We start from the raw sequence: 24,315 nt of genomic DNA, 5'->3' as shown, positions 1-24,315 counted from the left end.
TCTTTACCTCTTCTTTCAGGGCTACAACTTCAACCTGCCAGAGCCACAGCAATTTTCTGCGCCAGACGGTCAGCCACGGCGTCTTTGCCCATGCGCGGCCATTCTTCAACGCCAGAGTTGGAGATCAGAACGACCGCGTTCTCGGACCCGCCCATGATACCGGTGGTCGGGCTCACATCATTGGCCACGATCCAGTCGCACCCCTTCCGATCCCGCTTGGCAGTTGCGTTTTCAAGAACGTCATTTGTCTCGGCGGCAAATCCAACCACAAGCGCCGGACGCCCCTGTTTCATATGCGAGACGCGTTTCAGAATATCCGGGTTTTCGGCAAACGCCAGCGATGGCAGCCCATCCCGACTTTTCTTCAGTTTGCGATCCGAGGCCCCGGCCACGTGCCAATCCGCGACGGCCGCAGCAAAGACACCCGCATCGACCGGAAGTGCCGCATCGACCGCATCCGACATTTGTTGCGCGGTTTCGACACACACAACCTGCACGCCATCGGGTGGCGGCACATCGGCTGGGCCAGTGACGAATACCACATCAGCGCCCAACGCAGACAGAGCACGGGCCAGCGCGGTTCCCTGTGCCCCTGATGACCGGTTGGCGATGTAACGCACCGGATCGATAGGTTCATGGGTCGGACCGGACGTGACCAGAATTCGTTTCCCTTTTAACGGGCCATCAGCAAGCTGTGCCTCGATTGCGGCAACAACCTCCGACGGTTCTGACATCCGTCCCGGGCCGTATTCGCCACACGCCATATCACCCTCATTAGGGCCGACAAAACGCACGCCATCTTCCTTTAACTGTTCCAGATTGCGCTGCGTTGCCGGATGCTCCCACATACGCACATTCATGGCCGGGGCGCACAAAACGGGCGTATCTGTTGCCATCAGCAGGGTCGAGGCCAGATCATTCGCCAGCCCCCCCGCCATTTTGCCCAACATGTCTGCAGTAGTCGGGGCGACGACGATCAAATCAGCGGAGCGGGATAATTGGATATGCCCCATCTCGGCCTCGTCCGTCAGATCAAAAAGGTCGCGATAAGCCTTCTCGCCCGCCAGCGCCGACACCGAGAGTGGTGTCACAAATTCTTCGGCGGCGCGGGTCAGAACCGGGGTAACTGTCACCCCGCGTTCCTTGATCCGCCGGATCAGATCCAACGACTTGTAGGCCGCGATCCCTCCGCCAATGATCAGCAGAATACGTTTGGATGCCAGCATGCTCAGCCCTTCCCGTCCCGGTCGGCCCCGACATTAGGCAACGCCACCGCGTAGTTCCAGCGCTTAATTCTGTGTCTCGAAGGCTATGCAAGGGTCTTCGCGATCCACGCCCAAGCTGTCGATCACTGCGTCGAATGCGCCATCCACGACGCCATCCTCGGATTGACCCATGGCAAAAACTTTCAGGTCCGGCTGCAGACGAGACAGGAATGTAGGAATTCCACGATCCTTGCGGGCGTGACCATTGCCTGTGATCACGGCAACCGGACCGTCAGTTTCATCCATTGCCCGTAAGATTGCACGCGCCAAAACCGCGTCTCGCAGCCGCTGGATGGCGACCATCTGCGGCAAAGCCTCGGCCGGTATGGCGTTGCAATGGGCAGCAAGTTGATCGGCTTCACGCGCGGCCTGATTTTCTGGCGACAGGGGAACCGTAAGCCCATAGCGTGCTGCGTCAGCGCCCAGCGCGGTGGCTGCACCACGCTCCATCGCTGCCCGGGCTGCGGCGCGCGGCACCATCGCGCCATAGACCGGGGCGTTCGACGCCTGAAACACGGGATAGTACATGCTGAGCGGTGGCCAACCCGTTTCAGCCCACCTAAGGATGCGGCCCAGCTCCTCCGGATTGGACACAGCCGTTTGAGCAAGGCGCTGAGCGCCTTCTTCCGTCACCATTTCCCAGACAACAGCCGATGGCGCAATGGCTTCGATCGCCTCGGTTTGCACCAGATGATGCTGAGGGTTGTCATGAACCTCTCCCAGGATGATCACGTCGGCGGATTGCATCGACGCAAGTGCATCTTCGGGGATCAGGTCTTGGGTCAGGCCCGGGCGCGCCATGGCAACCGTAACCGCAACTGAACACACCAGAATCGCAAGTTGTTTCATGCGATGAAGTGTTGCACCTCGCGCGATTGCGCTTCAAGGTTCTTGCGCATTTTTCCGAAGGCCGCGGCCTCTAACTGACGCACCCGTTCCTTGGACAAACCCAGCTCATTTCCAAGGCTTTCAAGGGTTCGGGCGGGTTCGCGCAGCTTGCGTTCGCGCACGATAAATCTTTCGCGATCATTCAGCGATTTCATCGCTGTCAAAAGCCATTCGCGCAGCTGTTCCGTGTCGTGATTAAGCTCGACCTCTTCGGCAGCCTGCGTCCGTTCATCTTCAAGCGCATCTATCCACTCGCGCCCGTCCTCATCCGCCGATTGCACCGCGTTCAGCGAGAAGTCCGAGCCTGACAGACGCCCTTCCATCATTTCGACATCGCGCAAGGGCACCCCGATTTCGGTCGCTATCATCTGATGCAGCTGATGTTTATCGAGTTCCTGTCCTTCGCTTGCTGCCTCGCGTTCCAGACGGGCCTGCACGCGGCGCATGTTGAAAAACAGTGATTTTTGCGACGATGTCGATCCGGTTCGTACCATCGACCAGTTGCGCATAACATAGTCCTGAATGCTGGCTTTGATCCACCAGACTGCGTAGGTCGAAAACCGCACACCGCGATCCGGGTCGAACTTGTCTGCAGCTTTCATTAACCCAAGACCTGCCTCCTGGATCAAATCGTTCATCGGCGCGCCATATCGCTTGAATTTGGCCGCCATCGAAATAGCAAGCCGCATGTAAGCCGTGATCAGACGATGCAGGGCCTGTTCATCCCGTTCGTCGCGCCAGGCATATGCCAACCGCAGCTCGGTCTCAGCATCCAGTAACTCGGCCTTCATCGCTTGCCGCGACATTGAAAAATCGGACGCGTAATCAAGTGCCATGAAACTCTCCCCTTTTTCGCTGGCGCGGGCCGGGCTTGCCTTGCCGATCTATGGTCGATACGCAGAACAAAACCAGATGGATCACCCGAAAGGTAAGAATTATGAATCCCGATTTAACCTTTGTGCTTGGAGGAGCCGCATCGGGTAAGTCGGTTTTTGCCGAGCAACTGGTTGTTTCGTCTGGAAAAAACCGCGTGTATCTTGCCACTTCACAAGTGTTTGATGACGAGATGCAAAAGAAGATCGAGCGCCACGTATCGCAGCGCGGCACAGGTTGGCAAACGGTCGAAGCGCCCCTTGATCTCGCACCGGTTTTGGTTGACCTCGACTCTGATCAAACCTGCCTAATCGACTGCGCCACCATGTGGCTAAGCAATCATCTGTTGGCCGAAAGCGATCTGGATCAGGAACAGTCCGCATTGCTGGCAGCGTTACAGACGTGCCAGGCACAGATTGTCATTGTCTCAAATGAAGTTGGCCATGGGATTGTTCCGGAAAACGCGCTCGCCCGGCGATTCCGCGAGGCGCAGGGGCGGTTGAACATTGCGCTGGCAGCGCAGGCCAATCTGGTCGTTCAGGTAACCGCTGGCTTGCCCCTGGTTTTGAAGGGTACCCTGCCGTGACACGCCTGCATCTGGTCCGACACGGTCCAACCCATGCCAAGACGATGGTGGGATGGTCCGACCTTCCGGCTGATCTGAGCGATCATGCGGCCATTGCGAGGCTGCAGAATCACCTTCCTGTGGACGCGATCGTTGTATCCTCGGACCTGTCGCGGGCGATTGATACAGCGACAGCGATACAAGGAACACGCCACCGCCTACCGCACGACCCTGATCTGCGTGAAATCAACTTTGGCAGTTGGGAGTTGCGCGGATTCTCCGAGATCGAGGCAGAAGACCCCGAACGCGTTTTTGCCTATTGGGACAACCCCGGTGATGTGCGTCCACCTCAGGGTGAAAGCTGGAACGAAGTCCGAGCCCGGGTTGATGTCGCGATTGACGCCCTGATAGCCCGTTACGCCGACGCCGATCTGGTGATCGTCGCCCATTTCGGAGTGATCCTGACCCAGGTTCAACGCGCCATGAACCTTGAGGCACAGCAGGCATTCTCTCACCGGATCGACAACCTTTCAGTCACGGATATTGCCCATGATGGTAGCATCTGGACCATGGGCACAATCAATCACCTGCCGTGATGACGCAGCGCACAAATCACTGATTTACTGATATGTGAACCTGCGCCATCGTCGGTACATGACTTATGAATTGTTTATTGGCGATCGATTGTTTTCCAGTTGGTCCTTGCGCGGCTGGTTGATGCTGGAAAAGTTCGACCTGCCCCATCGCACTCATTTGGTTGGCCTGTACTCGGGGACCATGGCAAAAGATTTGGCGCCGCTTGCACCCGCTCGATTGGTTCCGGCGTTGCGTTTACCCGATGGCGCGGTTGTGGGCGAAAGCCTTGCCATGGCCGAAATCTTGGCCGAACGTCACCCCGAAGCAGGGTTGTGGCCGAAAGACCCCAATGCCCGTGCAACTGCGCGATGGCTGTGTGCCGAGATGGTCGCCGGGTTCAACGCCCTACGCGGCGAGTGTCCCATGCAACTGCGTCACGCGTGGCGAGGGTTCGCGCCCTCGACAGAGACCTTGGCTGATGTGTCCCGCATCGAGTCGCTTTGGGCCCATGCACGACAGATATCTGGCGCGACTTCGGGTCCACTTTTCGGAGCTTATTCATTGGCTGATGTGTTTTACACACCGGTGGCTGCGCGGATCATAGGATATGGCCTGCCTGTCTCCGCAGCTAACCACGCCTATTGCATGGATCTGCTGTCCGACGTCTCGGTCAGGCAATGGCGTGCGATGGGCTTAACCGTAAACTATGACCCCTTTCCTTATCCTAAGGACCTGAGGTCTGACGTCTGGCCTGTCGGAGGCACATCGAAAGCCAACCCGGTCGAAAACGGTCCATCAATAAATGCGACATGCCCATATTCAGGCGAGACGGTGACTGATTTTCTGGAAATGGACGGTCAGTGTTGGGGCTTCTGCAACCCGTTTTGCCGCGACAAAACTGTGGCGGACCCAGAAGCCTGGTCAAAATTCACCGCCATGATCGACGCCGTTAACGATTCCTAAACCGCGGCCATGGCAGCAACGTCCTGTTAACCAAGAACAGGACTGCCATGGTTGCCCGCGCCCATACTGTTGCCTTTCAAGGCGTCGATGCCCGACCGGTCGAGGTACAATGCGCCGTGTCGCCCGGCCTGCCCGCGTTTTCTATCGTTGGCCTGCCTGACAAGGCAGTGTCCGAGGCACGTGACCGTGTCCGCAGCGCGCTTAGTGCGATGGCGATTGCGTTGCCGTCCAAACGGATCACGATCAACCTGTCGCCAGCTGACCTGCCGAAAGAGGGCAGCCATTTCGACTTACCGATCGCCGTGGCCTTGTTGTCAGCGCTCGAGATCATTCCGGCTGACGCCGCAGAAGGTGCCGTTGCCCTGGGTGAGTTGTCGTTGGACGGATCCCTTGTGCCCGTGGTCGGAGCCTTACCCGCCGCGATGACGGCTGCCCAAGAAGAGCGCGCGCTGCTCTGCCCCCGCGCATCTAGCGCCGAGGCGGCTTGGGTCGATGCAACACAGGTGATCGGAGCGGACTCGTTAGGGGATGTCGTGCGCCATTTCTCGGGCCAATCGCCCCTGCCAGCAGCCCGGCCCGGCGAGGTCAACCTGACACCCAGCGCCCGCGATTTACGCGACGTGAAAGGTCAGGAACGGGCCAAGCGGGCCTTGGAAATCGCGGCGGCCGGGCGACATCACTTGATTATGATCGGCACACCCGGTTCTGGTAAGTCCATGCTAGCGGCCCGTTTGCCGGGTATTTTGCCGCCATTAACGGCGGTGGAAGCCCTCGAAACATCCATGATTCAGTCCCTCTGCGGGTTGTTGAGCGAAGGTGGCATCTCCCGCTCGCGCCCCTTCCGGGAACCTCATCACACTGCATCCATGGCCGCGATCGTCGGGGGCGGCAAAGGGGCCAAACCGGGTGAGATTTCGCTGGCACACAATGGGGTTCTGTTCATGGACGAATTCCCCGAGTTTCCACGAACGGTTTTGGAAACCCTGAGACAACCTGTCGAAACTGGCGAGGTTATGGTGGCGCGCGCAAATGCCCATGTGAAGTACCCCTGTCGTTTCATGCTGGTCGCTGCAGCAAACCCTTGCAAATGCGGATATCTGACCGATCCGTCACGTGCGTGCTCGCGTGCGCCGGGATGCGGCGAGGATTACTTGAACCGTATATCCGGCCCGTTGATGGACCGGTTCGATATGCGGATCGAGGTTCCTCCGGTCGGCTTCACCGACCTTGACCTGCCACCGTCGGGTGACAGTTCCGCCACGGTTGCAACACGCGTAGAACAAGCCCGTGCAATTCAGGCCGCGCGGTTCAGTGACACCCCCTTAGTCCGCCAAAACGCAGATATCGAGGGCGCTCTGTTGGAGGACATAGCCTCGCCAGACGCCGAGGGAAAAGAGCTGCTGTTGAAAGCGGCTGACCGGTTTGGCCTGTCGGCCCGCGCCTTTCACCGGATCTTGCGCGTTGCGCGCACCATCGCTGATCTGGAAGGCGCACCGGACATCTTAAGGCCCCATGTGGCCGAGGCGCTGAGCTTTCGCATCAGCGCCAAGGTCATGGCTTAAAGCTTGGCCTCAATGGCTTGCCAAATTTTCTCGGCGATGTTGTCACCGTTAAACCGTTCAAGCTCCTGAATGCCGGTGGGCGACGTCACGTTGATTTCGGTCAGGTAGTCGCCGATAACGTCGATCCCCACAAAGACCTGCCCTTTTTCCTTCAGCAGGGGGCCGATGGCGGCGCAAATCTTCATGTCGCGATCCGTCAGACCAATCTTTTCAGGGCGACCGCCAACATGCATGTTCGAACGCGTTTCACCTTCCGCAGGAACCCGGTTGATGGCCCCAACCGGGTCTCCATCGACCAAAATGACGCGTTTGTCTCCGTTGCGAACATCCGGCAGGAATTTTTGTATGATCAAAGGCTCTCGGGAAAACCCGGTGAACAATTCATGCAGCGAGGTCAGATTGCGATCATTTGCGTCCAATCTGAACACCCCTGCGCCGCCATTGCCATACAGCGGCTTGAGGATGACATCGCCATGTTCTTCTTTGAATGCTTTGATCGTCTGCAGATCACGGGCAATCGTCGTTGGCGGCGTCAAATTCGGAAATTCAAGAACCAATAGTTTTTCGGGGTAGTTTCGAACCCAAAACGGATCATTGACCACCACTGCCTGCCCTTTGAGCCGGTCCAGCAAATGCGTTGAGGTGATGTAGTGCATGTCGAACGGAGGATCCTGACGCAGCCAAACAACATCGAAATCCGCCAAGTCCACTTCACGCTCAGGGTCCAGCACAGCAGGATCACCGGCGACGCGTTGAACGGTCATATCGTGTCCACGCGCCGTAATGCGCCCTTGCTGATAGGCCAGTTGGTCGGGTCCATAGAAGAACAAAGTGTGCCCGCGCAACTGCGCCTCCTCCGCCAGACGGAAAGAACTATCGGCGTTGATATCCACGGCCCCGATCGGGTCCATTTGAAAGGCGATTTTCATGGCGTGTCCTTCAAGCTTCACGCCCGATACATGGCCCAGCAGGTCGGGTGGTTCAATGGTGTTTACGCATGACCAAAGGCGTTTTCGAGAATTTGAATTGCGCCGGACGCATCCACAAGCGCCGCATCAAAGCGAACATTCGTCAATTGTCCGCCTGGCTCATTTTCCAGAAATTGCGCCGCCGAGGCACAGATACGTTCCATTTGTCGGGGCGTAATCCGGGCAGCCGCCATCTCGAAACTCGCGCTTTTCTTGACCTCTATGAAAACCAGAATGTCCGCTCCACGCGCGATCAGGTCGATTTCGCCGCCTGCCTCACGCCAACGGTGATGCGCGATTGTATAGCCGCGCCGCTCATAGTTAGTTGCAACCTGAAGTTCAGCAGCTTGCCCGGAATGGAAGGAAACCGAACCGCGAACAGATCGCTTGACCATCTCATCCCTTTCCCAGTTTCAGCGCTTTTTGATAAATCGGGCGCCGCGGCAGGTTGTACATTTCTGAAACCAGATCTGCCGCATCCCGGACGGAATGCGTTTCCAATGCCCTTTGCAAAGCCTCTTCTACATCAGACTCGTTAACGCTTTGCGAATGGCTGCGGTCCACCAGCAACACAACTTCACCCTTAACGGTTTTACCTTTGTAATCCTCAGCCAGTTGGCCGAGTGTGGCCCGCCGAACTTCTTCAAACTTCTTAGTCAGCTCGCGACACAGCGCCGCCTGGCGGTCTGCGCCTAAAACATCTGCCAAATCAGACAAGCTGCCTGAAATACGTTTCGGCGATTCGTAGAACACAAGTGTGCCGGGTATATCGCGCAGCGCCTCAATCCGGGTACGCCGTGCGCCAGAGGCGTTTGGCAGAAAGCCCGCAAAAAAGAACGCGTCTGTCGGCAGACCTGCCAGCGTCAAGGCAGCCAAAACGGCAGAGGGGCCAGGGGCACAGGTCACCACATGTCCGGCTTCTGCAGCCTGCTTGCCAAGGTCGTACCCCGGATCAGCGATCAGCGGCATTCCAGCTTCGGACGCGTAAGCCACCGACAGGCCCTGTGCCAGGGCATCCATGATCTTGCCGCGCGCACCGGTGCCACTGTGATCGTGGTACGCTAGGATCCGTCGCCCCTCCAGCGGTACACCGTGGATCTCCATCAGACGGCGCAAGCTGCGCGTGTCTTCGGCGGCGATCATGTCGGCCGAGGCCAGTGTATCCAACGCCCTAAGCGTAATATCGCGCGCCGTCCCGATCGGAGTGGCAACAAAGTACAGGCCCGCAGCCAATCTTACCTTTTGGAAATTCAAAGCTGGACCCTCACAGCGTGACGTTTATTATCGCGGCTCGATAGAACAGCAGCACCTATAGCCGCCGGACCAGGGAGTTTTCATTTAGATGTTTACCGTTTGCAAGCCCGTACGCAAGCTGGCGCAAGCCGGCGCCGCCCTGGCCATCGCAGCTTTTCTGGCCGCATGTGAACCGGGTGCTATTGGCGGTGGGCCGTCGATCAACACATCCAAACCCGTTCCGGTCGCACTGCTGGTTCCCCGATCCGGCGATGCCGCATTGGCGCAAAGCCTGGAAAATGCAGCACGTCTGGCAATGTCGGATTTGCAGAATGTACAGATTGACCTGCGAGTTTATGACACGGCAGGCAACGCAGGCACCGCTTCGACCGTGGCACAACAGGCTGTTGCGGATGGGGCCAAGATCATCATCGGTCCGGTTTATGCTCAGGCCGCTAATGCAGCTGGCCTTGCGGTACTGAATAGCAAGGTCAACGTGTTGTCCTTTTCGAACAATACCAGCATTGCGGGCGGTAACGTCTTTGTATTGGGACCGACCTTTCAGAACACGGCCAATCGTCTGGTCAACTATGCTGGCAGCCAGGGCAAGACCGGAACCGTCATCGTACACAGCAATGATGCCGCTGGTCAGCAAGGTCGCGCGGCAATCGCCACAGCTTTGGGAGGCAGCCGGGTCAACAACGCCGGAACAGTCGGATATGACCGCTCACAGCAGGGCGTGATCAATTCGGTGCCGAATATCAAGGCAACCGTCGGTTCAAGTGGCGCGGATTCAATTTTCCTCACCGCGACGACCGCCGGTGCGCTTCCACTTTATTCTCAGTTGCTGCCTGAGGCGGGCGTTTCGCCATCGACCACACAGTTCATCGGCCTGACCCGTTGGGATATCCCACCCCAAACGTTGGAGCTGCCAGGCGTTCAGAGCGGTTGGTTCGCACTACCCGACCCGTCCAAAGCGCAAAGCTATCGCCAGCGGTACAACGCGACATACGGCGTAGCCCCTCATCCTATCAGCGGCTTGGCCTATGACGGAATCGCAGCCATCGGTGCTTTGGTCGGTCAAGGAAAATCCGATGCCCTGACGGGAGCAGCGCTAACGCAGAACGCCGGATTCCAAGGTGTTGGCGGCATCTTCCGTTTGCGCCCGAATGGCACCAATGAACGCGGTCTGGCCGTCGCCACGATCCAGAACAAACAGGTGGTTGTGATTGACCCTGCCCCACAAAGCTTCTCTGGCGCCGGTTTCTGATCGGCCCAATCGGGTCGCTCTGCCCAGCGGAGATCTGATCTGTTCGGCCGAGGACATTTTCGACAGCATCAGTGTCAACACAAAGTTGGCCGAGGCTTTTGAAGAGACGTCAGACAACGCATCAATGCGCGCGGAAACTGTGCGCATTCTGCGGGATGCACAAAAACTCGGCCGCATGGCGATCGCTGATGCCTTTGCGGCCCAACCATTTGAGGCGCGTCGTCTGACGCGGTCGTACACCTATTTGACAGACTGTCTTGTCTGCACGGCCATGCAGGTGGCCAGTGAGCGGTTGCACCCCCTTGCCACGCCTACGCGGGGCGAAAAAATAGCGGTGCTTGCCGTTGGCGGATATGGACGCGGGGAAATGGCGCCGTCATCGGATGTCGATCTGCTGTTCCTGACCCCATACAAAATTACCGCCTGGGCGGAGAGCGTGATTGAATCGATGCTCTACATCCTGTGGGATTTGCGGCTGAAAGTCGGTCACTCGTCACGAACAATCAAAGATTGCCTGCGTTTGGGCACTGATGATTTCACGATCCGCACAGCTATGCTGGAGCAACGCTATCTGGCCGGGGACAAGGCGTTGGCCGAGGAACTGGATCAGCGCCTGAAAACCGATCTGTTTCAAGGCAGCGAGCGCGAATTTATCGAAGCCAAACTGAAGGAACGAGAAGAGCGGCACCACAAACAAGGTGAACGCTATGTGGTCGAGCCCAACGTAAAAGAGGGCAAGGGCGGTCTGCGCGATTTACAATCGCTCTACTGGATCGCAAAATACGTCTACGGCGTACAGGATGTGGCTGAATTGGTGCCCTTGGGGCTGTTTACACCCGAAGAATTCAAGACTTTTGTCGAAGCCGAGAATTTCCTTTGGGCCGTCCGCTCGCACCTGCACTTGGTGACCCGTCGCGCGACGGAACAACTGACTTTTGACATGCAGGTCGAAGTGGCGGCCCGTATGGGATACGAAGATCGCGCCGGACGTCGCGCCGTCGAAGTGTTCATGCAGCGGTATTTCCGTGAAGCGACCCGGGTCGGTGAGCTGACGCGGATCTTTCTGACAAAGCTGGAAGCGCAACACATGAAGGGCGCGCCTTTGCTGGAGCGCATTTTCCGACGCCGGCCACGGGTCAAACAGGGCTACACCGTGGTGCATGGCCGCCTTGACGTTGCTGATCCTGATAAGTTCTTGTCCGACAAGCTCAACCTATTGCGTTTGTTCGAAGAGGGGCTGCGTACAGGCATGCTGATCCACCCGGATGCGATGCGTCTGGTGACGGCAAACCTGAACTTGATTGATGACGACATGCGCAACGACAAAGAGGCGCGGCGCATTTTCCTTGATCTGATGCTGAAACACGGCAATCCAGAACGCGCGTTGCGGCGCATGAACGAACTGGGCGTTCTGTCGGCGTTCCTACCTGAATTCGAACACATCGTCGCGATGATGCAGTTCAACATGTACCACAGCTATACGGTAGACGAACACACGATCCAGACCATCGTCAATCTGGCGCAAATCGAACGCGGTGAATTGATCGAGGCGTTGCCACTGGCCTCGTCGATCTTGAAAGGCGGCGTGAACCGTAAAGTGCTGTATGTGGCGCTGCTGCTTCACGACATCGCCAAAGGCCGCCCCGAAGATCATTCGATCCTAGGCGCGCAGATTGCGCGAAAAGTGGCCCCACGGCTGGGGTTGAACAAATCGGACTCGGAAACTGTGGAATGGCTGGTGCGCTATCACCTTCTGATGTCCGACATGGCCCAGAAACGCGATATCTCGGATCCGCGCACGGTGCGGGATTTCGCCAAGGCGGTGAAGACGGTCAAACGGCTGGACCTGTTAACGGTTTTGACAGTCTGCGACATTCGCGGCGTCGGGCCGACCACTTGGAACAATTGGAAAGCTACGCTGCTGCGCGCCCTGCATGCGGAAACCAAGCGCGCGTTGGAGACCGGTATGGAGGATCTGAACCGTGCCAATCGCGGGACAGAGGCCAAGAAAGCCCTGCGGACGGCATTGCAATCTTGGGCCAAGGCCGACCTCAAGTTGGAAACCGGGCGTCACTATGCGCCCTACTGGCAAGGCCTGAACCTAGCGACACATGTAGAGTTTGCCGAAATGCTGAAGGCGCTGGAACGCAGCGGAGATCCTGGCGCTATGGAGATCCTTCTGCACCCGGACGAAGACCGGGATGCCACGCGCGCTTGTTTTGCCATGGGGGATCACCCCGGTATTTTTGCGCGCATCGCCGGGGCTCTGGCCCTTGTCGGGGCGAATGTGGTTGATGCACGCAGCTATACCACCAAGGACGGATATGTGACGGATGCGTTCTGGATTCAGGATTCCGAAGGCCACCCGTTCGAAGCCTCGCGTCTACCCCGTCTAACCCAGATGATTCACAAGACACTTAAGGGCGAGGTCGTGGCACGTGATGCCTTGAAATCCCGTGACAAGATCAAGAAGCGTGAACGCGCCTTCAAAGTGCCGACCCATATTACTTTCGACAATGACGGATCCGAAATCTACACGATTATCGAGGTTGATACCCGCGACCGGCCCGGTCTGCTTTATGACCTGACCCGGACGCTGGCAGCGGCCAATGTGTACATCGCCAATGCGGTCATCGCGACCTATGGTGAACAGGTGGTCGACACGTTTTACGTCAAGGATATGTTTGGTCTGAAATACCATTCCGAAAGCAAGCAACGTGGATTGGAAGCCAAATTGCGCAAGGCAATAACCGAAGGTGCGGAGCGCGCGGCCTCATGAAACAGATCCGGCTGTTTTCGGGCCTGTTCACGGTCGGGTTCTGGACGTTGGCCAGCCGCATCCTTGGGTTTTTGCGAGAAATCCTACTGACCGCCTATATCGGACCGGGACCGGTGATGGATGCATTTGTTGCAGCCTTCCGCCTGCCCAACATGTTCCGTCGCTTCTTTGCCGAAGGAGCCTTTAACGCGGCCTTTGTTCCAATGTTCTCCAAACGGTTGGAAGCTGACGAGAACGCACAAGGGTTTGCTCAGGATGCTTTCAACCTGCTGGCCGCTGCGGTGCTTGCGTTGGTCGGTCTGGCGATGGTGTTCATGCCGGGTCTGGTCTGGTTGACGGCCGAGGGGTTTTACGGCGATGAGCGCTTCGATTTGGCCGTAGATTATGGCTATGTCGTCTTTCCCTACATTCTTTTCATGTCACTGGCGGCCCTGTTTTCGGGCGTTTTGAACGCAACAGGTCGGTTTGCCGCCGCCGCAGCGGCCCCCGTTTTGCTGAACGTCTTTGCCTGCACAGCACTGATCGCCGGAGCAATCTCTGGCGGCGAAATCATACGATGGTTGATCGCAGTCATCCCGATTGCGGGTGTCGCGCAACTGGCGCTGGTCTGGGTCGCGACTGAACGCGCAGGCATCCGCATCCGGCCGAGTATGCCGCGCATTAGCCCCGAAATGCGTCACTTGGTTCGCATCGCTGTTCCGGCAGCGCTGGCCATGGGGGTAACCCAGGTCAACCTGGTTGTCGGGCAGTTGGTCGCATCCAAGACTGAAAAGGCGGTCAGCTGGCTGTTTGCCGCAGACAGGTTGTATCAACTGCCGCTGGGCGTTGTTGGCATTGCAGTTGGCATTGTCCTGCTGCCCGACTTGTCCCGCAGGTTGCGCGCAGGTGACAAAAGTGGTGCGCGAAACGCTTTTTCGCGCGCAGGTGAGTTTACTTTGCTGATGACCCTGCCCTCGACCGTGGCATTTTTGATCATTCCAAACCCGCTGGTCTCGGTCCTGTTCGAGCGTGGTCAATTCAGCGCTGAAGACACCGCTGCGACCGCGCTGGCGGTTGCCATATATGGCATCGGATTGCCTGCTTTCATGCTACAGAAACTGCTGCAGCCACTGTATTTCGCGCGCGAGGATACGAAATCCCCGTTCCGCTATGCTGCGGTTGCCATGGTCATCAATGCCGGGCTTGCCTTTGGCCTGTACCCGCTTGTGGGGTGGATTGCCCCGGCCATCGCAGCCTCGGTCGCCGGATGGGCGATGGTGGCTTTGTTGGCGATCGGTGCGCGGCGCATGGGGGATGAAGCACGTTTCGACGACCGATTGAAACATCGGGCGTGGCGGATCGTTGCAGCCTCGTTCGGGATGGGGGCTGTACTTTACGCCGCAATCCATCTGTTTGGCTGGACACTAGAAGTGCCGGGCTGGCGCTATGTGGCGTTGATCGTTCTGATCAAAGTTGCTGCGGCCGCGTATTTCTTTCTGGGCCACATCTTCGGAGCGTTTGAGATTTCGGACTTCAAACGCGCCCTGCGCCGTTCGTAGGTGGTTATTCGCGACGGATGCGTCCAACGATCCGCGCCCAGCCGCCGGGTGCCAGAAAAAATGACAACAGGAACCCAGTGGCAAAGCCGCCCAGATCGGCAACCCAATCCGATGTGCCGCCAAAGATCAGGCCAAACAGCAATTGAATGCCCATCAGGACGGCAATCAATTGGAACGCTCGTGCCTGGTTTTCGCCCACCACCGAAAGCTTGCGCCACAGCAACCAGGTAAAGGCTCCGATCAGACCGTACACAGGCGGGAACCCCCCAATCAGTGGATAGCGCGGATCCAGCACCAACGCATAAACCAATGCGCCCCCCGCACCTGACAGAACGAAGATCAGCAACATCGGGAAGCCGCCAAATACTTCACCTACCATTTTGCCCATAGCCAGTACGAAAACGCAGACAAATATGGCCTGCGTAAAGCTGCCCGAGACAAAGGGGTAAGTGACAAAACGGATCACTTGTTCGAACGGCCAGCGACCATTCTGAATCATCACGTCGAATATTTCTGGAGAAAAGGAGTAACTCTTGATCGCGTGCAGCCGCCACCCGACGGCTTCTGGTCCGCCGACCAGTCCCCGCGTGCCCAGGGTAAACGCCAGTTCGATCCCGATAATGAACAGAACCAATGCCACAACGACGGGCGGCAGGGGGTTTACTGCGGGTGTATAATGCTCACTGCTCATTGGGCTGGCCTTTCGCGGCTGTTGACGTCCCTTGACCTCATGGGTAAGCGACGGGGGCTGATTTTTCCAGACGGGAGTTCCGTTCGATGACTGAGACCCAGTTCACGCCGCGCGTGTTTTCCGGCATCCAGCCTTCGGGAAACCTGCATCTTGGCAATTACCTTGGTGCCCTCAAGCGATTTGTGGATATGCAGGGACCTGAGTGGGAGACCGTTTATTGCATGGTCGACCTGCATGCGATCACAACTTGGCAAGACCCGGCAGATCTTATGCATTCGACCCGTGAGCTGTGCGCAGGCTTCATCGCCGCGGGGATCGACCCCGAGCAGTCGATCCTGTTCAACCAAAGCCAGGTGCCGGAACATGCACAACTGGCTTGGGTCTTCAACTGCGTCGCCCGGATGGGCTGGATGCAGCGCATGACACAATGGAAGGATAAGGCTGGTAAGAACCAGCAGAATGCCTCGCTGGGGCTGTTTGCCTATCCGTCCCTGATGGCTGCGGACATCCTGATCTATCATGCAACCCATGTGCCTGTCGGCGACGACCAGAAGCAGCATCTTGAGCTGACCCGTGATATTGCGATCAAATTCAACAATGACTTTGGTGTTGATTTCTTCCCGATCACTGAACCGGTGATCGAAGGGGCCGCCACCCGCGTCATGAGTCTGCGCGATGGGGCAAAGAAGATGTCCAAGTCCGACCCATCGGATATGAGCCGGATCAACATGACCGATGACGCCGACACCATCGCCAAAAAGATCCGCAAGGCCAAAACGGACCCGGATGCACTGCCGTCTGAGGCCGACGGGCTGGAAAATCGCCCCGAGGCGCGCAATCTGGTGAACATCTACGCCGCGTTGAGCGATCTGACGGTAGATCAGGTTCTGGCCGAGGTTGGTGGCAAGCAATTTGGTGAATTCAAACCGATGCTGGCAGAGTTGGCAGTCGAAAAGCTATCGCCGATCTCAACCGAGATGGCGCGGTTGATGGGGGATCAGGCCGAGATCGATAAGATTCTTGCCCGCGGCGCCGAGCGCGCGCGCGAGGTGACTGTCCCGGTCTTACAAAGAACATACGAGATCGTCGGAATGGTCGGCGCGAAACAGGTTTAATCCGGACGACAATCCGCTGGACCCTGCACCGCCTCCCTCCTAGTGTCTGCCTGAAGCAGAGGAGGGCGTCATGGCAGTCGGCAAGAATATCCGGACCTATTTCGAGGGCCAGTGGCATGATGGGGATGCGCCCATAATGCGGGCGGCAGATCATGGTGCGTGGCTCGGATCCTCGGTCTTCGATGGCGCACGGTACTTCGAAGGGATGGCCCCGGATCTGCTTGCGCATTGCGCCAGGGTGAACCGGTCTGCCGAAGCGCTGATGCTGACACCGACAACAACCCCGGAACAGATGATCGACCTGATTCGAGAAGGCTTGCAGGCTTACGGCACCGAAACCGCAGTCTATATCCGCCCGATGTATTGGGGGATCGATGGTGATCCAACGGCGATTGTGCCGAAAGAAAACAGCACCGGGTTCGCCATCTGCCTGGAAGAAATCCCCATGGCGCCCGAGACGGCCTCGGCCACGTTGGGCACGACACGGTTCCGCCGACCCGTCTTGGAATCTGCCGTGGTCAACGCCAAGGCCGGGTGCCTGTACCCCAACAACGCCCGCATGTTGCAAGAGGTTCGCGCCAAAGGGTTCTCAAATGCACTTGTTGCGGACGCCCTGGGTCATGTGGCCGAAACTGCAACCGCCAACATCTTCATGGTCCGAGATGGCGAAGTGTTCACACCGACCCCCAATGGAACGTTTCTGGCCGGAATCACGCGCGCCCGTCATATCAAGAACTTGCGGTCAGACGGAGTCACAGTTCACGAGGCTGTTTTGAGTTTTGAGGATTTTCACAAGGCCGATGAGGTGTTCATGACCGGCAACATGAGCAAGGTTACACCCATCACCGCCCTAGAGGACACGCAGTACCAGGTCGGTCCGATCGCCAGACGCGCCCGTGAGGTGTATTGGGATTGGGCCACGAGCAACCGCTAGCCACACGCCTCGGGTTCTCCCGAGTTGCCAGCACGTTTTCCGTCGGGCATGATCCCGGAAACCAAAGAGGATACTCATGCGCAAGTTCTTAGTCGTTCTTGATGACAGCCGCGAATGCCTGAATGCCATGCGCTTCGCTGCGATGCGGGCCGCCCACACCGGTGGTGGCGTCACCGTTTTGTCGGTTATCCCGCCCGACGAATTCAACCACTGGATCGGCGTGGCCGAAGTGATGCGCGAAGAGGCGCGTGAACGTATCCATGCGCATTTCGAAGTCTTCGCCAAATGGATGCGCGATAAACAGGGCGTCGAACCAGAGCTCGCCATCCGTGAGGGTGAGCCAGTGCCTCAAATTATCGAGCACGTCAGGGACGATCCGGAAATTGGCGTTCTGGTTCTGGGTGCCGGGACCGACAAAAAAGGGCCCGGCCCGCTGGTGACGCAACTGACAAAGAATTCGGGAAGTTTGCCAATCCCAATCACGATCGTCCCCGGTGATCTGAGCAAGGAAAAGCTGGAAGAAATCACCTGAGGCATCGATATGGGTGCCGTGGTTCAGTTCTGGTTCGAATTTGCGTCGACTTATTCCTATCTCAGCGCGATGCGCATCGACCGAAGGGCTTCTGCAAAAAGTGTTGCCGTCGAATGGCAGCCCTTTCTGCTGGGTCCTATCTTTGCGGCCCAAGGCTGGAACACATCGCCATTCAACTTGTATCCAGCCAAAGGGCGTTACATGTGGCGTGATATGCAACGGCTTTGCGCAAAGCGCAATTTGCCGCTGACCCGTCCGGACCCGTTTCCCCAGAACTCACTGAAGGCGGCGCGTCTGGCCTTGGCCGTTGAAGCCACGGATCTAAGGGCGGATTTTGTTCGTGCGGTGTATCGCGCAGAATTTGGCGATGGCCGGGACATATCGGATGCAGATGTTCTGCATGATTGTCTCAAAACGGCCAAGTTGCCGGCGGATACTTTAGATCGGATACAGGATCAGGACATCAAAAACGCCTTGTTCAAACAATCGGCGCGCGCCAAAGAGCACGGCCTGTTTGGAGCGCCCAGTTTTCTGGCACGCGGAGAGTTGTTTTGGGGCGATGATCGGCTTGACGACGCAATAAATCACGCCGCATCAATTTAGAACCGTTCCAAATCTTGACTTCCAAGCCCCCTGCCCGCATATCAGGAACACCTCAAACGGAGCTGTCCCATGTTCATCCAGACCGAATCCACCCCGAACCCGGCCACGTTGAAATTCCTGCCTGGCCAAACGGTGCTCGAAGCTGGAACGGCTGATTTTCCAACAGCAGAAGCTGGTGAAAAATCTCCGCTGGCCAAACGCATTTTTTCGGTGAGCGGCGTAACCGGCGTGTTTTTCGGCAACGACTTTGTAACGGTTACCAAAGCCGAAGACATGCAGTGGGACCACATCAAACCTGCGATCCTTGGTGCAGTGATGGAGCATTATCAGTCGGGCCAGCCTGTGATGGGCGCAGATGCCGCAGCGGCCTCTGGCCATGCAGAGCATACCGGCGAGGACGCGGAAGTTGTCAACCAGATCAAGGATCTGCTGGACAGCCGTGTGCGTCCGGCGGTGGCTCAGGATGGTGGGGACATAACCTTCCACGGATTTGATCGCGGTGTTGTTTACCTGCATATGCAAGGTGCCTGTGCCGGATGTCCGTCCTCGACCCTGACCTTGAAGATGGGGATCGAAAACCTGCTGCGTCACTATATTCCCGAAGTGACCGAGGTTCGGCCAGTTGCCGTCTGACGCAATCTACACCGGTCGTTGCTATTGTGGCACCGTCAGATTGCGTATGAGTTCGGCCCCGCAAATTGTTGCCTATTGCCACTGCACGGATTGCCGTCGCTGGACAGGCGGTCCAGTGGGCGCATTTGCAGGATTTGCGGAATCCGATCTAACGGCCACCCCCACTCTGGATTCGTCGTTTTCAGGTGTCGCTGGCGTGCACCGGTGGTCCTGTCAGACATGTAGCTCGCCTTTGGCAGCCACTTTTGACTATCTACCGGGGCAAATCTATGTGCCAGTGGGGGTGTTGGATCAGGCTGAAGATTTGAAACCGCAGATTCACTGCCATGAAGATGCCCGGCTACCGTGGTTGGAAATCAATGATGAATTGCCGTGTGCAACCGGGTCTGGCCGCGACACTCTCAGATCGACACCTCACACTGGATAGACATGTCTAGCCGAACACACGAAGAACCAAAAATCCTCGCATTCGATACTTCGGCGGCTCATTGTGCAGCGGCCGTGCTGTGTGGTGGGCAGATTGTGGCGTCTTGCGACGAAGCCATGTCGCGCGGACAGGCGGAAAGGCTGATGCCACTGTTAGAGGAGGTTTTGAAACAAGCAAACCTCACTTGGGCAGGCCTGGATGCAATTGGTGTCGGTATCGGACCGGGCAATTTCACTGGGATCCGTATCTCGGTTTCCGCAGCCCGCGGTCTTGCCCTGGGCCTTGCCATTCCGGCGGTCGGAGTTTCGGGTTTTGACGCCCTGGCACACATCGCACCGGACAGTCAGATACCTGCGATCCCGGCGACTCGTGATCAGGTCTATGTGCAGGCCGCCGCAAGTACGCCCCGTTTGGTCCCCCGGTCCGAGGCAGAATCACTGGGCGCATTGTTCTTCTGCACGAATCCAGCCTTACACGCTCAAGCGATTGCGCGGGTTGCTGCAGACCGCCGGAGTATGGGCCTGCCCCCTCCCGCCCCGCTTTACGTCAGGCCAGCAGACGCAGCGCCGTCCCGCGACGTGCCGCCAGTCCTGTTAGACGGATGACCCCGCAAGACATGGCCTCGATCCATGCCGCAGCGTTCACTCAATCGCGGCCATGGAGTGCAGATGAGTTTACAGATCTGCTGAAGAACCCTTTCACACATGCTCTCGGAACCCCTGATTCGTTTGCTGTTTTTCAGGTCATCGCGGGCGAAGCAGAGCTACTGACCATCGCGACTCACCCTGATTATCAAAGAAAAGGTAAGGGACTGAAGTGCATGAAATCCTGGCATGCCAAAGCAGTTGAAATAGGTGCGACTCGGGCATTTCTGGACGTCGCTTCGGACAATTTGGCCGCCATTTCATTGTATGATTGCTGCGGATATCGCCCCTGTGGTCGGCGCGACGGCTATTACACAGCCAAAAACGGCGCCAAACGCGACGCAATCACTATGGAATGCAGCTTGCGCTGAAATTAAGTGGTCTTTTTTCGACCAATTGGTCAAAAACCAGTTGACCCTGCCTGTTGCAAACGGCCTTAATTCCCGCCATCACAACGGTTATGCTCGCTCTAAGTGGGTAAACGAGGTTATCTTAGCTTCGGACCGATAAAACCAACGGGAGTAACAAATGACCCTGATGAAATCCTTGATGGGCGCGGCCGCAGCGGTTGCACTGACAGCTGGCGCTGCTTTGGCCGAACCGGCCCTGATCTTTGACCTGGGTGGCAAATTCGACAAATCGTTCAACGAAGCGGCCCATAACGGCGCGCAGCGTTGGGCAGACCAGACCGGCAATTCCTATCGCGAGATCGAGCTTCAGTCAGAAGCCCAGCGCGAACAGGCCCTGCGCCGTTTTGCCGAAGCGGGTGCCAACCCGATCATCACCATGGGCTTTGCCATGGCCGATCCGCTGGCCGCTGTTGTCGGTGACTATCCAGATACCAAATTCGTCGCCATCGACGTCAACTGGCTGGACGCACCGAACCTCCGTCAGGTCAGCTTTGCCGAACATGAAGGTTCGTATCTGGTGGGCATGATGGCCGCAATGGCATCGAAATCCGGTACGGTCGGCTTTATTGGCGGCATGGACATCCCGCTGATCCGTCACTTTGGCTGTGGTTACGCCCAAGGCGCCAAAGCCGTGAATCCGGACGTAAGTGTTGTGGCGAACATGACCGGGACCACTCCGGCTGCCTGGAACGACCCGGTAAAAGGGTCGGAGCTGACCAAAGCCCAGATCAGCCAGGGCGCTGATGTCATCTATGCTGCGGCGGGCGGCACCGGTGTTGGTGTGCTGCAGACGGCAGCAGATGAAGGCATCCTGTCGATCGGTGTGGACAGCAACCAGAACCACCTGCACCCAGGCAAAGTTCTGACCTCGATGCTCAAGCGCGTTGATGTTGCGGTTTATGACGCGATGAAAGCCGGTGAAGATGTCGAGACCGGCGTATTCACGATGGGTCTTGCACAGGAAGGCGTCGGCGTCGCCATAGACGACAACAACGCCGAGCTGGTGACCGAAGAGATGAGCGCAGCCATTGAAAGCGCGCGCCGCGACATCATCGACGGAAACGTAACCGTAGTCAGCTATTACGAAGGCGACAGCTGCCCTGCGCTGCAGTTCTAATATCGCGCGGGACGGGGGTATTCTTCCGTCCCGCATCCATTTTTCCGTCCATTGCGCATCCACAATCACGCACAGACGGCCCCTTCGGCAATTGAGGACAAGACATGACAGTCCCCGCCATTGAGCTCAAAGGGATTTCCAAAGCCTTTGGGCCGGTTCAGGCAAACAAAGACATTTCCATCAGCGTCGCCCCCGGCACGATCCACGGGATCATTGGTGAAAACGGTGCGGGCAAATCCACGCTGATGAGTATTCTCTACGGCTTTTACAAAGCCGATAAGGGCGAAATCTGGATAAATGGTCAAAAGACCGACATCCCGGACAGCCAGGCCGCGATTGCGGCCGGGATCGGAATGGTCTTCCAGCATTTCAAGCTGGTCGAGAATTTCACGGTTCTTGAAAACATTGTTCTTGGCGCTGAAGATGGTGACCTTCTGGCACCATCGTTGACCAAGGCCCGGAAAGAGTTGAAAGAGCTTGAAGAAGAATACGAGCTGTTCGTCGATCCAGACAAGCGGATCGACGAGATCGGTGTTGGCGCGCAACAACGCGTCGAAATCCTGAAAGCACTATATCGCCGGGCCGAGATTCTGATTCTGGACGAACCAACCGGCGTGCTGACGCCCGCCGAGGCGGATCAGCTGTTTCGCATCCTCGACCGGTTGCGGGCTGAAGGTAAGACGATCATCCTGATCACTCATAAGCTGCGCGAGATCATGGAAGCGACCGATACCGTTTCCGTCATGCGGCGTGGGCAGATGACGGCGACCGTCAAAACCGCCGAGACCAACCCACAGGAACTGGCCGAGCTTATGGTTGGTCGCAAAGTATTGCTACAGGTCGACAAAGTGCCTGCAAAGCCAGGCAAACCGATCCTCGAAATCGAGAACCTGAGCGTTACGGACGAAGCGGGCGTTGAACGAGTCAAAGGCATCGATCTTACGGTCCGCGCTGGCGAAATCGTTGGCATTGCGGGCGTGGCCGGCAACGGGCAGTCCGAATTGCTTGAAGTTCTGGGTGGCATGCGCCCCGGCCGGGGGTCGATCAAACTGAATGGAACGCCACTGGCGCTCAGCGGCCCCGGATCGGACGGTCAGGCGCGGCGCGCGCAGCATATCGCGCATGTGCCCGAAGACCGTCAGCGCGAAGGTTTGGTCATGGATTTCCATGCCTGGGAAAACGTGGCTTTTGGCTATCACCGCGACCCCGCTTACCAGCGCGGCATCTTTATGGATAACGCAGCCCTGCGCGCCGATACCGAACGCAAGATCGAAAAATTCGACGTCCGCCCGCCTGACGGCTGGCTGGCCGCCAAAAACTTTTCGGGCGGAAATCAGCAAAAAATCGTCGTCGCACGCGAAATCGAGCGGAACCCCGATTTGCTTTTGGTTGGTCAGCCCACGCGCGGCGTTGATATCGGCGCAATCGAGTTCATTCACAAACAGATCGTCGCCCTGCGCGACGAGGGCAAGGCAATCCTGCTGGTCTCGGTCGAACTGGAAGAGATTTTCTCGCTGTCGGATCGGATTGCAGTGATGTTTGACGGACATATCATGGGCGAACGCCTGCCCCAGGACACAGATGAAAAAGAACTTGGCCTGTTGATGGCCGGTGTTGCCGGGGAGGCCGCGTAACATGGAAAAAATGCCCAAATGGGCCGATGTTGTGCTGATCCCTGTGATCAGTCTTCTATTGGCAGCAATTCTTTCGGCGCTGGTTATCCTCGCCATCGGGGAAAATCCGGTTGAGGCCGTGAAACTAATGGTTACCGGTGCACTCGGATCTACCTATGGCTGGGGTTATACGCTCTATTACGCCACGAATTTCATGTTCACTGGCCTTGCCGTGGCTGTCGCGTTCCACGCGAGGATGTTCAACATCGGTGGTGAAGGTCAGGCCATGCTTGGTGGTCTTGGCGTGGCGATTGTCTGTCTTTACGTGCCTTGGCCGCACTGGAGCATCGCTTTGCTCGCAGCCTGTGCCGCCTCGATGATCTTTGGGGCTGCCTGGGCCGCAATTCCTGCCTACCTGCAGGCCAAGCGCGGCAGCCATATCGTGATCACGACGATCATGTTCAACTTTATTGCAGCGGCATTTCTCAACTACATGCTGGTTAACGTCATGCGCCCGCAGGGTTCGATGGACCCGGCAACCGCACGCTTCCCAGAAGCTGTGCAACTGCCGACGTTCCAGTCAATGTTCTCGACAGCCGAGAATGTGATGTTCCGCGGTGCCCCTGCGAACATTTCGTTTTTTGTGGCGATTGTCGCATGCGTCATCGTGTGGGCTTTGATCTGGCGCACACGGCTGGGTTACGAAATCCGATCTTACGGTAAAACCGAAACCGGCGCGGTCTATGCTGGCATCTCTCCGGTACGCATTACCATCATCGCAATGCTGATTTCGGGTGGTCTGGCCGGAATGATGGCGATCAACAACGTGATGGGTGAGGCCGAGCGACTGGTTCTGAATTCAACTGAAGGCGCTGGATTCATCGGGATCGCGGTCGCTCTGATGGGCCGATCACATCCATTTGGTGTCTTCCTGGCCGCGATCTTATTCGGGTTCCTGTATCAGGGCGGCGCGGAACTGGCACTCTGGACATCAATCCCGCGCGAACTGATTGTTGTGATCCAGGCGCTCGTGATCCTGTTTACCGGAGCGTTGGACAATATGGTGCGCATGCCGCTTGAGAAAGTCTTCCTGAGTTTGCGGAAGGGGGGCTGAGC

General features: G+C 57.5%; 25 protein-coding genes. 18 read left to right on the top strand and 7 right to left on the bottom strand.

Annotated features, from left to right (window positions below):
- Window positions 1–29: 29 nt before the first annotated feature.
- The 3 genes from coaBC to D9K61_RS06620 all read right to left on the bottom strand — a co-directional run bounded on the left by coaBC (window position 30) and on the right by D9K61_RS06620 (window position 2,989).
- Window positions 30–1,226, bottom strand: a complete 1,197-nt coding sequence (gene coaBC, locus D9K61_RS06630) for a bifunctional phosphopantothenoylcysteine decarboxylase/phosphopantothenate--cysteine ligase CoaBC (RefSeq protein WP_120632452.1) — start codon at window positions 1,224–1,226, stop codon at window positions 30–32.
- Window positions 1,227–1,289: 63 nt separating this feature from the next.
- A complete protein-coding gene (locus D9K61_RS06625) occupies window positions 1,290–2,114 on the bottom strand; it encodes a ChaN family lipoprotein (protein WP_120632451.1) in 825 nt (274 codons plus the stop codon).
- Entirely contained in the window at window positions 2,111–2,989 is an 879-nt protein-coding gene (locus tag D9K61_RS06620) for an RNA polymerase factor sigma-32 (protein WP_120632450.1), read from the bottom strand. The genes D9K61_RS06625 and D9K61_RS06620 overlap by 4 nt, the downstream gene beginning before the upstream one ends.
- 101 nt (window positions 2,990–3,090) lie before the next feature.
- Here D9K61_RS06620 and cobU point away from each other — a divergent pair, with 101 nt between their 5' ends.
- The 4 genes from cobU to D9K61_RS06600 are packed head-to-tail and all read left to right on the top strand — an operon-like array spanning window position 3,091 to window position 6,692.
- A complete protein-coding gene (gene cobU, locus D9K61_RS06615) occupies window positions 3,091–3,612 on the top strand; it encodes a bifunctional adenosylcobinamide kinase/adenosylcobinamide-phosphate guanylyltransferase (RefSeq protein ID WP_120632519.1) in 522 nt (173 codons plus the stop codon).
- Window positions 3,609–4,187, top strand: coding sequence for a histidine phosphatase family protein (locus tag D9K61_RS06610; RefSeq protein WP_120632449.1), 579 nt, complete (start codon window positions 3,609–3,611; stop codon window positions 4,185–4,187). The genes cobU and D9K61_RS06610 overlap by 4 nt, the downstream gene beginning before the upstream one ends.
- A gap of 58 nt (window positions 4,188–4,245) precedes the next feature.
- Window positions 4,246–5,130, top strand: coding sequence for a glutathione S-transferase (locus D9K61_RS06605; RefSeq protein ID WP_120632448.1), 885 nt, complete (start codon window positions 4,246–4,248; stop codon window positions 5,128–5,130).
- 47 nt (window positions 5,131–5,177) lie between these two features.
- A complete protein-coding gene (locus tag D9K61_RS06600; RefSeq protein WP_120632447.1) occupies window positions 5,178–6,692 on the top strand; it encodes a YifB family Mg chelatase-like AAA ATPase in 1,515 nt (504 codons plus the stop codon).
- Here D9K61_RS06600 and gshB read toward each other — a convergent pair.
- The 3 genes from gshB to rsmI form a co-directional block, all read right to left on the bottom strand.
- Window positions 6,689–7,621, bottom strand: a complete 933-nt coding sequence (gene gshB, locus D9K61_RS06595) for a glutathione synthase (RefSeq protein ID WP_120632518.1) — start codon at window positions 7,619–7,621, stop codon at window positions 6,689–6,691. The two genes, D9K61_RS06600 and gshB, sit on opposite strands and share 4 nt — an antisense overlap.
- A 62-nt stretch (window positions 7,622–7,683) precedes the next feature.
- Window positions 7,684–8,055 carry a YraN family protein gene (locus D9K61_RS06590; RefSeq protein WP_120632446.1) on the bottom strand — a complete coding sequence of 124 codons (372 nt, stop codon included), beginning with the start codon at window positions 8,053–8,055 and terminating at the stop codon, window positions 7,684–7,686.
- Between the two features lies 1 nt (window position 8,056).
- Window positions 8,057–8,914, bottom strand: coding sequence for a 16S rRNA (cytidine(1402)-2'-O)-methyltransferase (rsmI, locus tag D9K61_RS06585; protein WP_120632445.1), 858 nt, complete (start codon window positions 8,912–8,914; stop codon window positions 8,057–8,059).
- 88 nt (window positions 8,915–9,002) lie between these two features.
- Here rsmI and D9K61_RS06580 point away from each other — a divergent pair, with 88 nt between their 5' ends.
- From D9K61_RS06580 to murJ, 3 genes are read left to right on the top strand one after another with little or no spacing between them, the layout of a single operon-like run.
- Window positions 9,003–10,163: a penicillin-binding protein activator gene (locus tag D9K61_RS06580; RefSeq protein ID WP_120632444.1), complete on the top strand. Its 1,161-nt coding sequence runs from the start codon at window positions 9,003–9,005 to the stop codon at window positions 10,161–10,163.
- Window positions 10,123–12,942: a [protein-PII] uridylyltransferase gene (locus D9K61_RS06575; protein ID WP_120632443.1), complete on the top strand. Its 2,820-nt coding sequence runs from the start codon at window positions 10,123–10,125 to the stop codon at window positions 12,940–12,942. The genes D9K61_RS06580 and D9K61_RS06575 overlap by 41 nt, the downstream gene beginning before the upstream one ends.
- A complete protein-coding gene (gene murJ, locus D9K61_RS06570) occupies window positions 12,939–14,480 on the top strand; it encodes a murein biosynthesis integral membrane protein MurJ (RefSeq protein ID WP_120632442.1) in 1,542 nt (513 codons plus the stop codon). Before D9K61_RS06575 ends, murJ begins: the two co-directional genes overlap by 4 nt.
- Window positions 14,481–14,484: 4 nt before the next feature.
- On the opposite strand, the gene D9K61_RS06565 is transcribed toward murJ, so the two are convergent.
- Window positions 14,485–15,171, bottom strand: a complete 687-nt coding sequence (locus D9K61_RS06565) for a rhomboid family intramembrane serine protease (protein ID WP_120632441.1) — start codon at window positions 15,169–15,171, stop codon at window positions 14,485–14,487.
- A gap of 86 nt (window positions 15,172–15,257) precedes the next feature.
- Between D9K61_RS06565 and trpS the strand changes: the two genes are divergently transcribed.
- From trpS to D9K61_RS06510, 11 genes are all read left to right on the top strand, one after another.
- Window positions 15,258–16,286: a tryptophan--tRNA ligase gene (gene trpS / locus D9K61_RS06560; protein WP_120632440.1), complete on the top strand. Its 1,029-nt coding sequence runs from the start codon at window positions 15,258–15,260 to the stop codon at window positions 16,284–16,286.
- A 70-nt stretch (window positions 16,287–16,356) separates the two neighbouring features.
- Window positions 16,357–17,220 carry a branched-chain amino acid aminotransferase gene (locus tag D9K61_RS06555; protein WP_120632439.1) on the top strand — a complete coding sequence of 288 codons (864 nt, stop codon included), beginning with the start codon at window positions 16,357–16,359 and terminating at the stop codon, window positions 17,218–17,220.
- Between the two features lie 76 nt (window positions 17,221–17,296).
- A complete protein-coding gene (locus D9K61_RS06550; RefSeq protein WP_120632438.1) occupies window positions 17,297–17,752 on the top strand; it encodes a universal stress protein in 456 nt (151 codons plus the stop codon).
- Between the two features lie 9 nt (window positions 17,753–17,761).
- Window positions 17,762–18,355 (top strand): 2-hydroxychromene-2-carboxylate isomerase, encoded by a 594-nt coding sequence (locus tag D9K61_RS06545; protein ID WP_120632437.1) that lies wholly within the window; start codon window positions 17,762–17,764, stop codon window positions 18,353–18,355.
- 69 nt (window positions 18,356–18,424) lie between these two features.
- Window positions 18,425–18,988 carry a NifU family protein gene (locus D9K61_RS06540; RefSeq protein ID WP_120632436.1) on the top strand — a complete coding sequence of 188 codons (564 nt, stop codon included), beginning with the start codon at window positions 18,425–18,427 and terminating at the stop codon, window positions 18,986–18,988.
- A gap of 46 nt (window positions 18,989–19,034) precedes the next feature.
- The gene (locus D9K61_RS06535; protein WP_120632435.1) at window positions 19,035–19,415 is read left to right on the top strand and encodes a GFA family protein; all 381 of its coding nucleotides are present in this window, start codon (window positions 19,035–19,037) and stop codon (window positions 19,413–19,415) included.
- A 2-nt stretch (window positions 19,416–19,417) separates the two neighbouring features.
- Window positions 19,418–20,020 (top strand): tRNA (adenosine(37)-N6)-threonylcarbamoyltransferase complex dimerization subunit type 1 TsaB, encoded by a 603-nt coding sequence (gene tsaB, locus D9K61_RS06530; protein ID WP_120632434.1) that lies wholly within the window; start codon window positions 19,418–19,420, stop codon window positions 20,018–20,020.
- Window positions 20,017–20,430, top strand: a complete 414-nt coding sequence (locus D9K61_RS06525) for an N-acetyltransferase (protein WP_120632433.1) — start codon at window positions 20,017–20,019, stop codon at window positions 20,428–20,430. The genes tsaB and D9K61_RS06525 overlap by 4 nt, the downstream gene beginning before the upstream one ends.
- 157 nt (window positions 20,431–20,587) lie before the next feature.
- Window positions 20,588–21,586, top strand: coding sequence for a BMP family protein (locus tag D9K61_RS06520; protein ID WP_120632432.1), 999 nt, complete (start codon window positions 20,588–20,590; stop codon window positions 21,584–21,586).
- Between the two features lie 104 nt (window positions 21,587–21,690).
- Complete coding sequence (locus tag D9K61_RS06515) at window positions 21,691–23,220, top strand: ABC transporter ATP-binding protein (protein ID WP_120632431.1); 1,530 nt, start codon at window positions 21,691–21,693, stop codon at window positions 23,218–23,220.
- A gap of 1 nt (window position 23,221) precedes the next feature.
- The gene (locus D9K61_RS06510) at window positions 23,222–24,313 is read left to right on the top strand and encodes an ABC transporter permease (RefSeq protein WP_120632430.1); all 1,092 of its coding nucleotides are present in this window, start codon (window positions 23,222–23,224) and stop codon (window positions 24,311–24,313) included.
- Window positions 24,314–24,315 lie beyond the last annotated feature (2 nt).

The sequence above is a fragment of the Ruegeria sp. EL01 genome, assembly GCF_900313035.1.
Taxonomy (GTDB): domain Bacteria; phylum Pseudomonadota; class Alphaproteobacteria; order Rhodobacterales; family Rhodobacteraceae; genus Ruegeria.
The sequence above is the reverse complement of the archived record's forward strand: the minus strand, read 5'-3'. Positions and strand labels throughout refer to the sequence as shown.

Bases quoted from the DNA above. Each gene is read 5' to 3' on its own strand.
- coaBC (WP_120632452.1), bottom strand. From the start codon at position 1,226: ATGCTGGCATCCAAACGTATTCTGCTGATCATTGGCGGAGGGATCGCG.
- D9K61_RS06625 (WP_120632451.1), bottom strand. From the start codon at position 2,114: ATGAAACAACTTGCGATTCTGGTGTGTTCAGTTGCGGTTACGGTTGCC.
- D9K61_RS06620 (WP_120632450.1), bottom strand. From the start codon at position 2,989: ATGGCACTTGATTACGCGTCCGATTTTTCAATGTCGCGGCAAGCGATG.
- cobU (WP_120632519.1), top strand. From the start codon at position 3,091: ATGAATCCCGATTTAACCTTTGTGCTTGGAGGAGCCGCATCGGGTAAG.
- D9K61_RS06605 (WP_120632448.1), top strand. From the start codon at position 4,246: ATGACTTATGAATTGTTTATTGGCGATCGATTGTTTTCCAGTTGGTCC.
- D9K61_RS06600 (WP_120632447.1), top strand. From the start codon at position 5,178: ATGGTTGCCCGCGCCCATACTGTTGCCTTTCAAGGCGTCGATGCCCGA.
- gshB (WP_120632518.1), bottom strand. From the start codon at position 7,621: ATGAAAATCGCCTTTCAAATGGACCCGATCGGGGCCGTGGATATCAAC.
- D9K61_RS06590 (WP_120632446.1), bottom strand. From the start codon at position 8,055: ATGGTCAAGCGATCTGTTCGCGGTTCGGTTTCCTTCCATTCCGGGCAA.
- D9K61_RS06580 (WP_120632444.1), top strand. From the start codon at position 9,003: ATGTTTACCGTTTGCAAGCCCGTACGCAAGCTGGCGCAAGCCGGCGCC.
- murJ (WP_120632442.1), top strand. From the start codon at position 12,939: ATGAAACAGATCCGGCTGTTTTCGGGCCTGTTCACGGTCGGGTTCTGG.
- D9K61_RS06565 (WP_120632441.1), bottom strand. From the start codon at position 15,171: ATGAGCAGTGAGCATTATACACCCGCAGTAAACCCCCTGCCGCCCGTC.
- trpS (WP_120632440.1), top strand. From the start codon at position 15,258: ATGACTGAGACCCAGTTCACGCCGCGCGTGTTTTCCGGCATCCAGCCT.
- D9K61_RS06555 (WP_120632439.1), top strand. From the start codon at position 16,357: ATGGCAGTCGGCAAGAATATCCGGACCTATTTCGAGGGCCAGTGGCAT.
- D9K61_RS06550 (WP_120632438.1), top strand. From the start codon at position 17,297: ATGCGCAAGTTCTTAGTCGTTCTTGATGACAGCCGCGAATGCCTGAAT.
- D9K61_RS06545 (WP_120632437.1), top strand. From the start codon at position 17,762: ATGGGTGCCGTGGTTCAGTTCTGGTTCGAATTTGCGTCGACTTATTCC.
- D9K61_RS06540 (WP_120632436.1), top strand. From the start codon at position 18,425: ATGTTCATCCAGACCGAATCCACCCCGAACCCGGCCACGTTGAAATTC.
- D9K61_RS06535 (WP_120632435.1), top strand. From the start codon at position 19,035: ATGAGTTCGGCCCCGCAAATTGTTGCCTATTGCCACTGCACGGATTGC.
- tsaB (WP_120632434.1), top strand. From the start codon at position 19,418: ATGTCTAGCCGAACACACGAAGAACCAAAAATCCTCGCATTCGATACT.
- D9K61_RS06525 (WP_120632433.1), top strand. From the start codon at position 20,017: ATGACCCCGCAAGACATGGCCTCGATCCATGCCGCAGCGTTCACTCAA.
- D9K61_RS06520 (WP_120632432.1), top strand. From the start codon at position 20,588: ATGACCCTGATGAAATCCTTGATGGGCGCGGCCGCAGCGGTTGCACTG.
- D9K61_RS06515 (WP_120632431.1), top strand. From the start codon at position 21,691: ATGACAGTCCCCGCCATTGAGCTCAAAGGGATTTCCAAAGCCTTTGGG.
- D9K61_RS06510 (WP_120632430.1), top strand. From the start codon at position 23,222: ATGGAAAAAATGCCCAAATGGGCCGATGTTGTGCTGATCCCTGTGATC.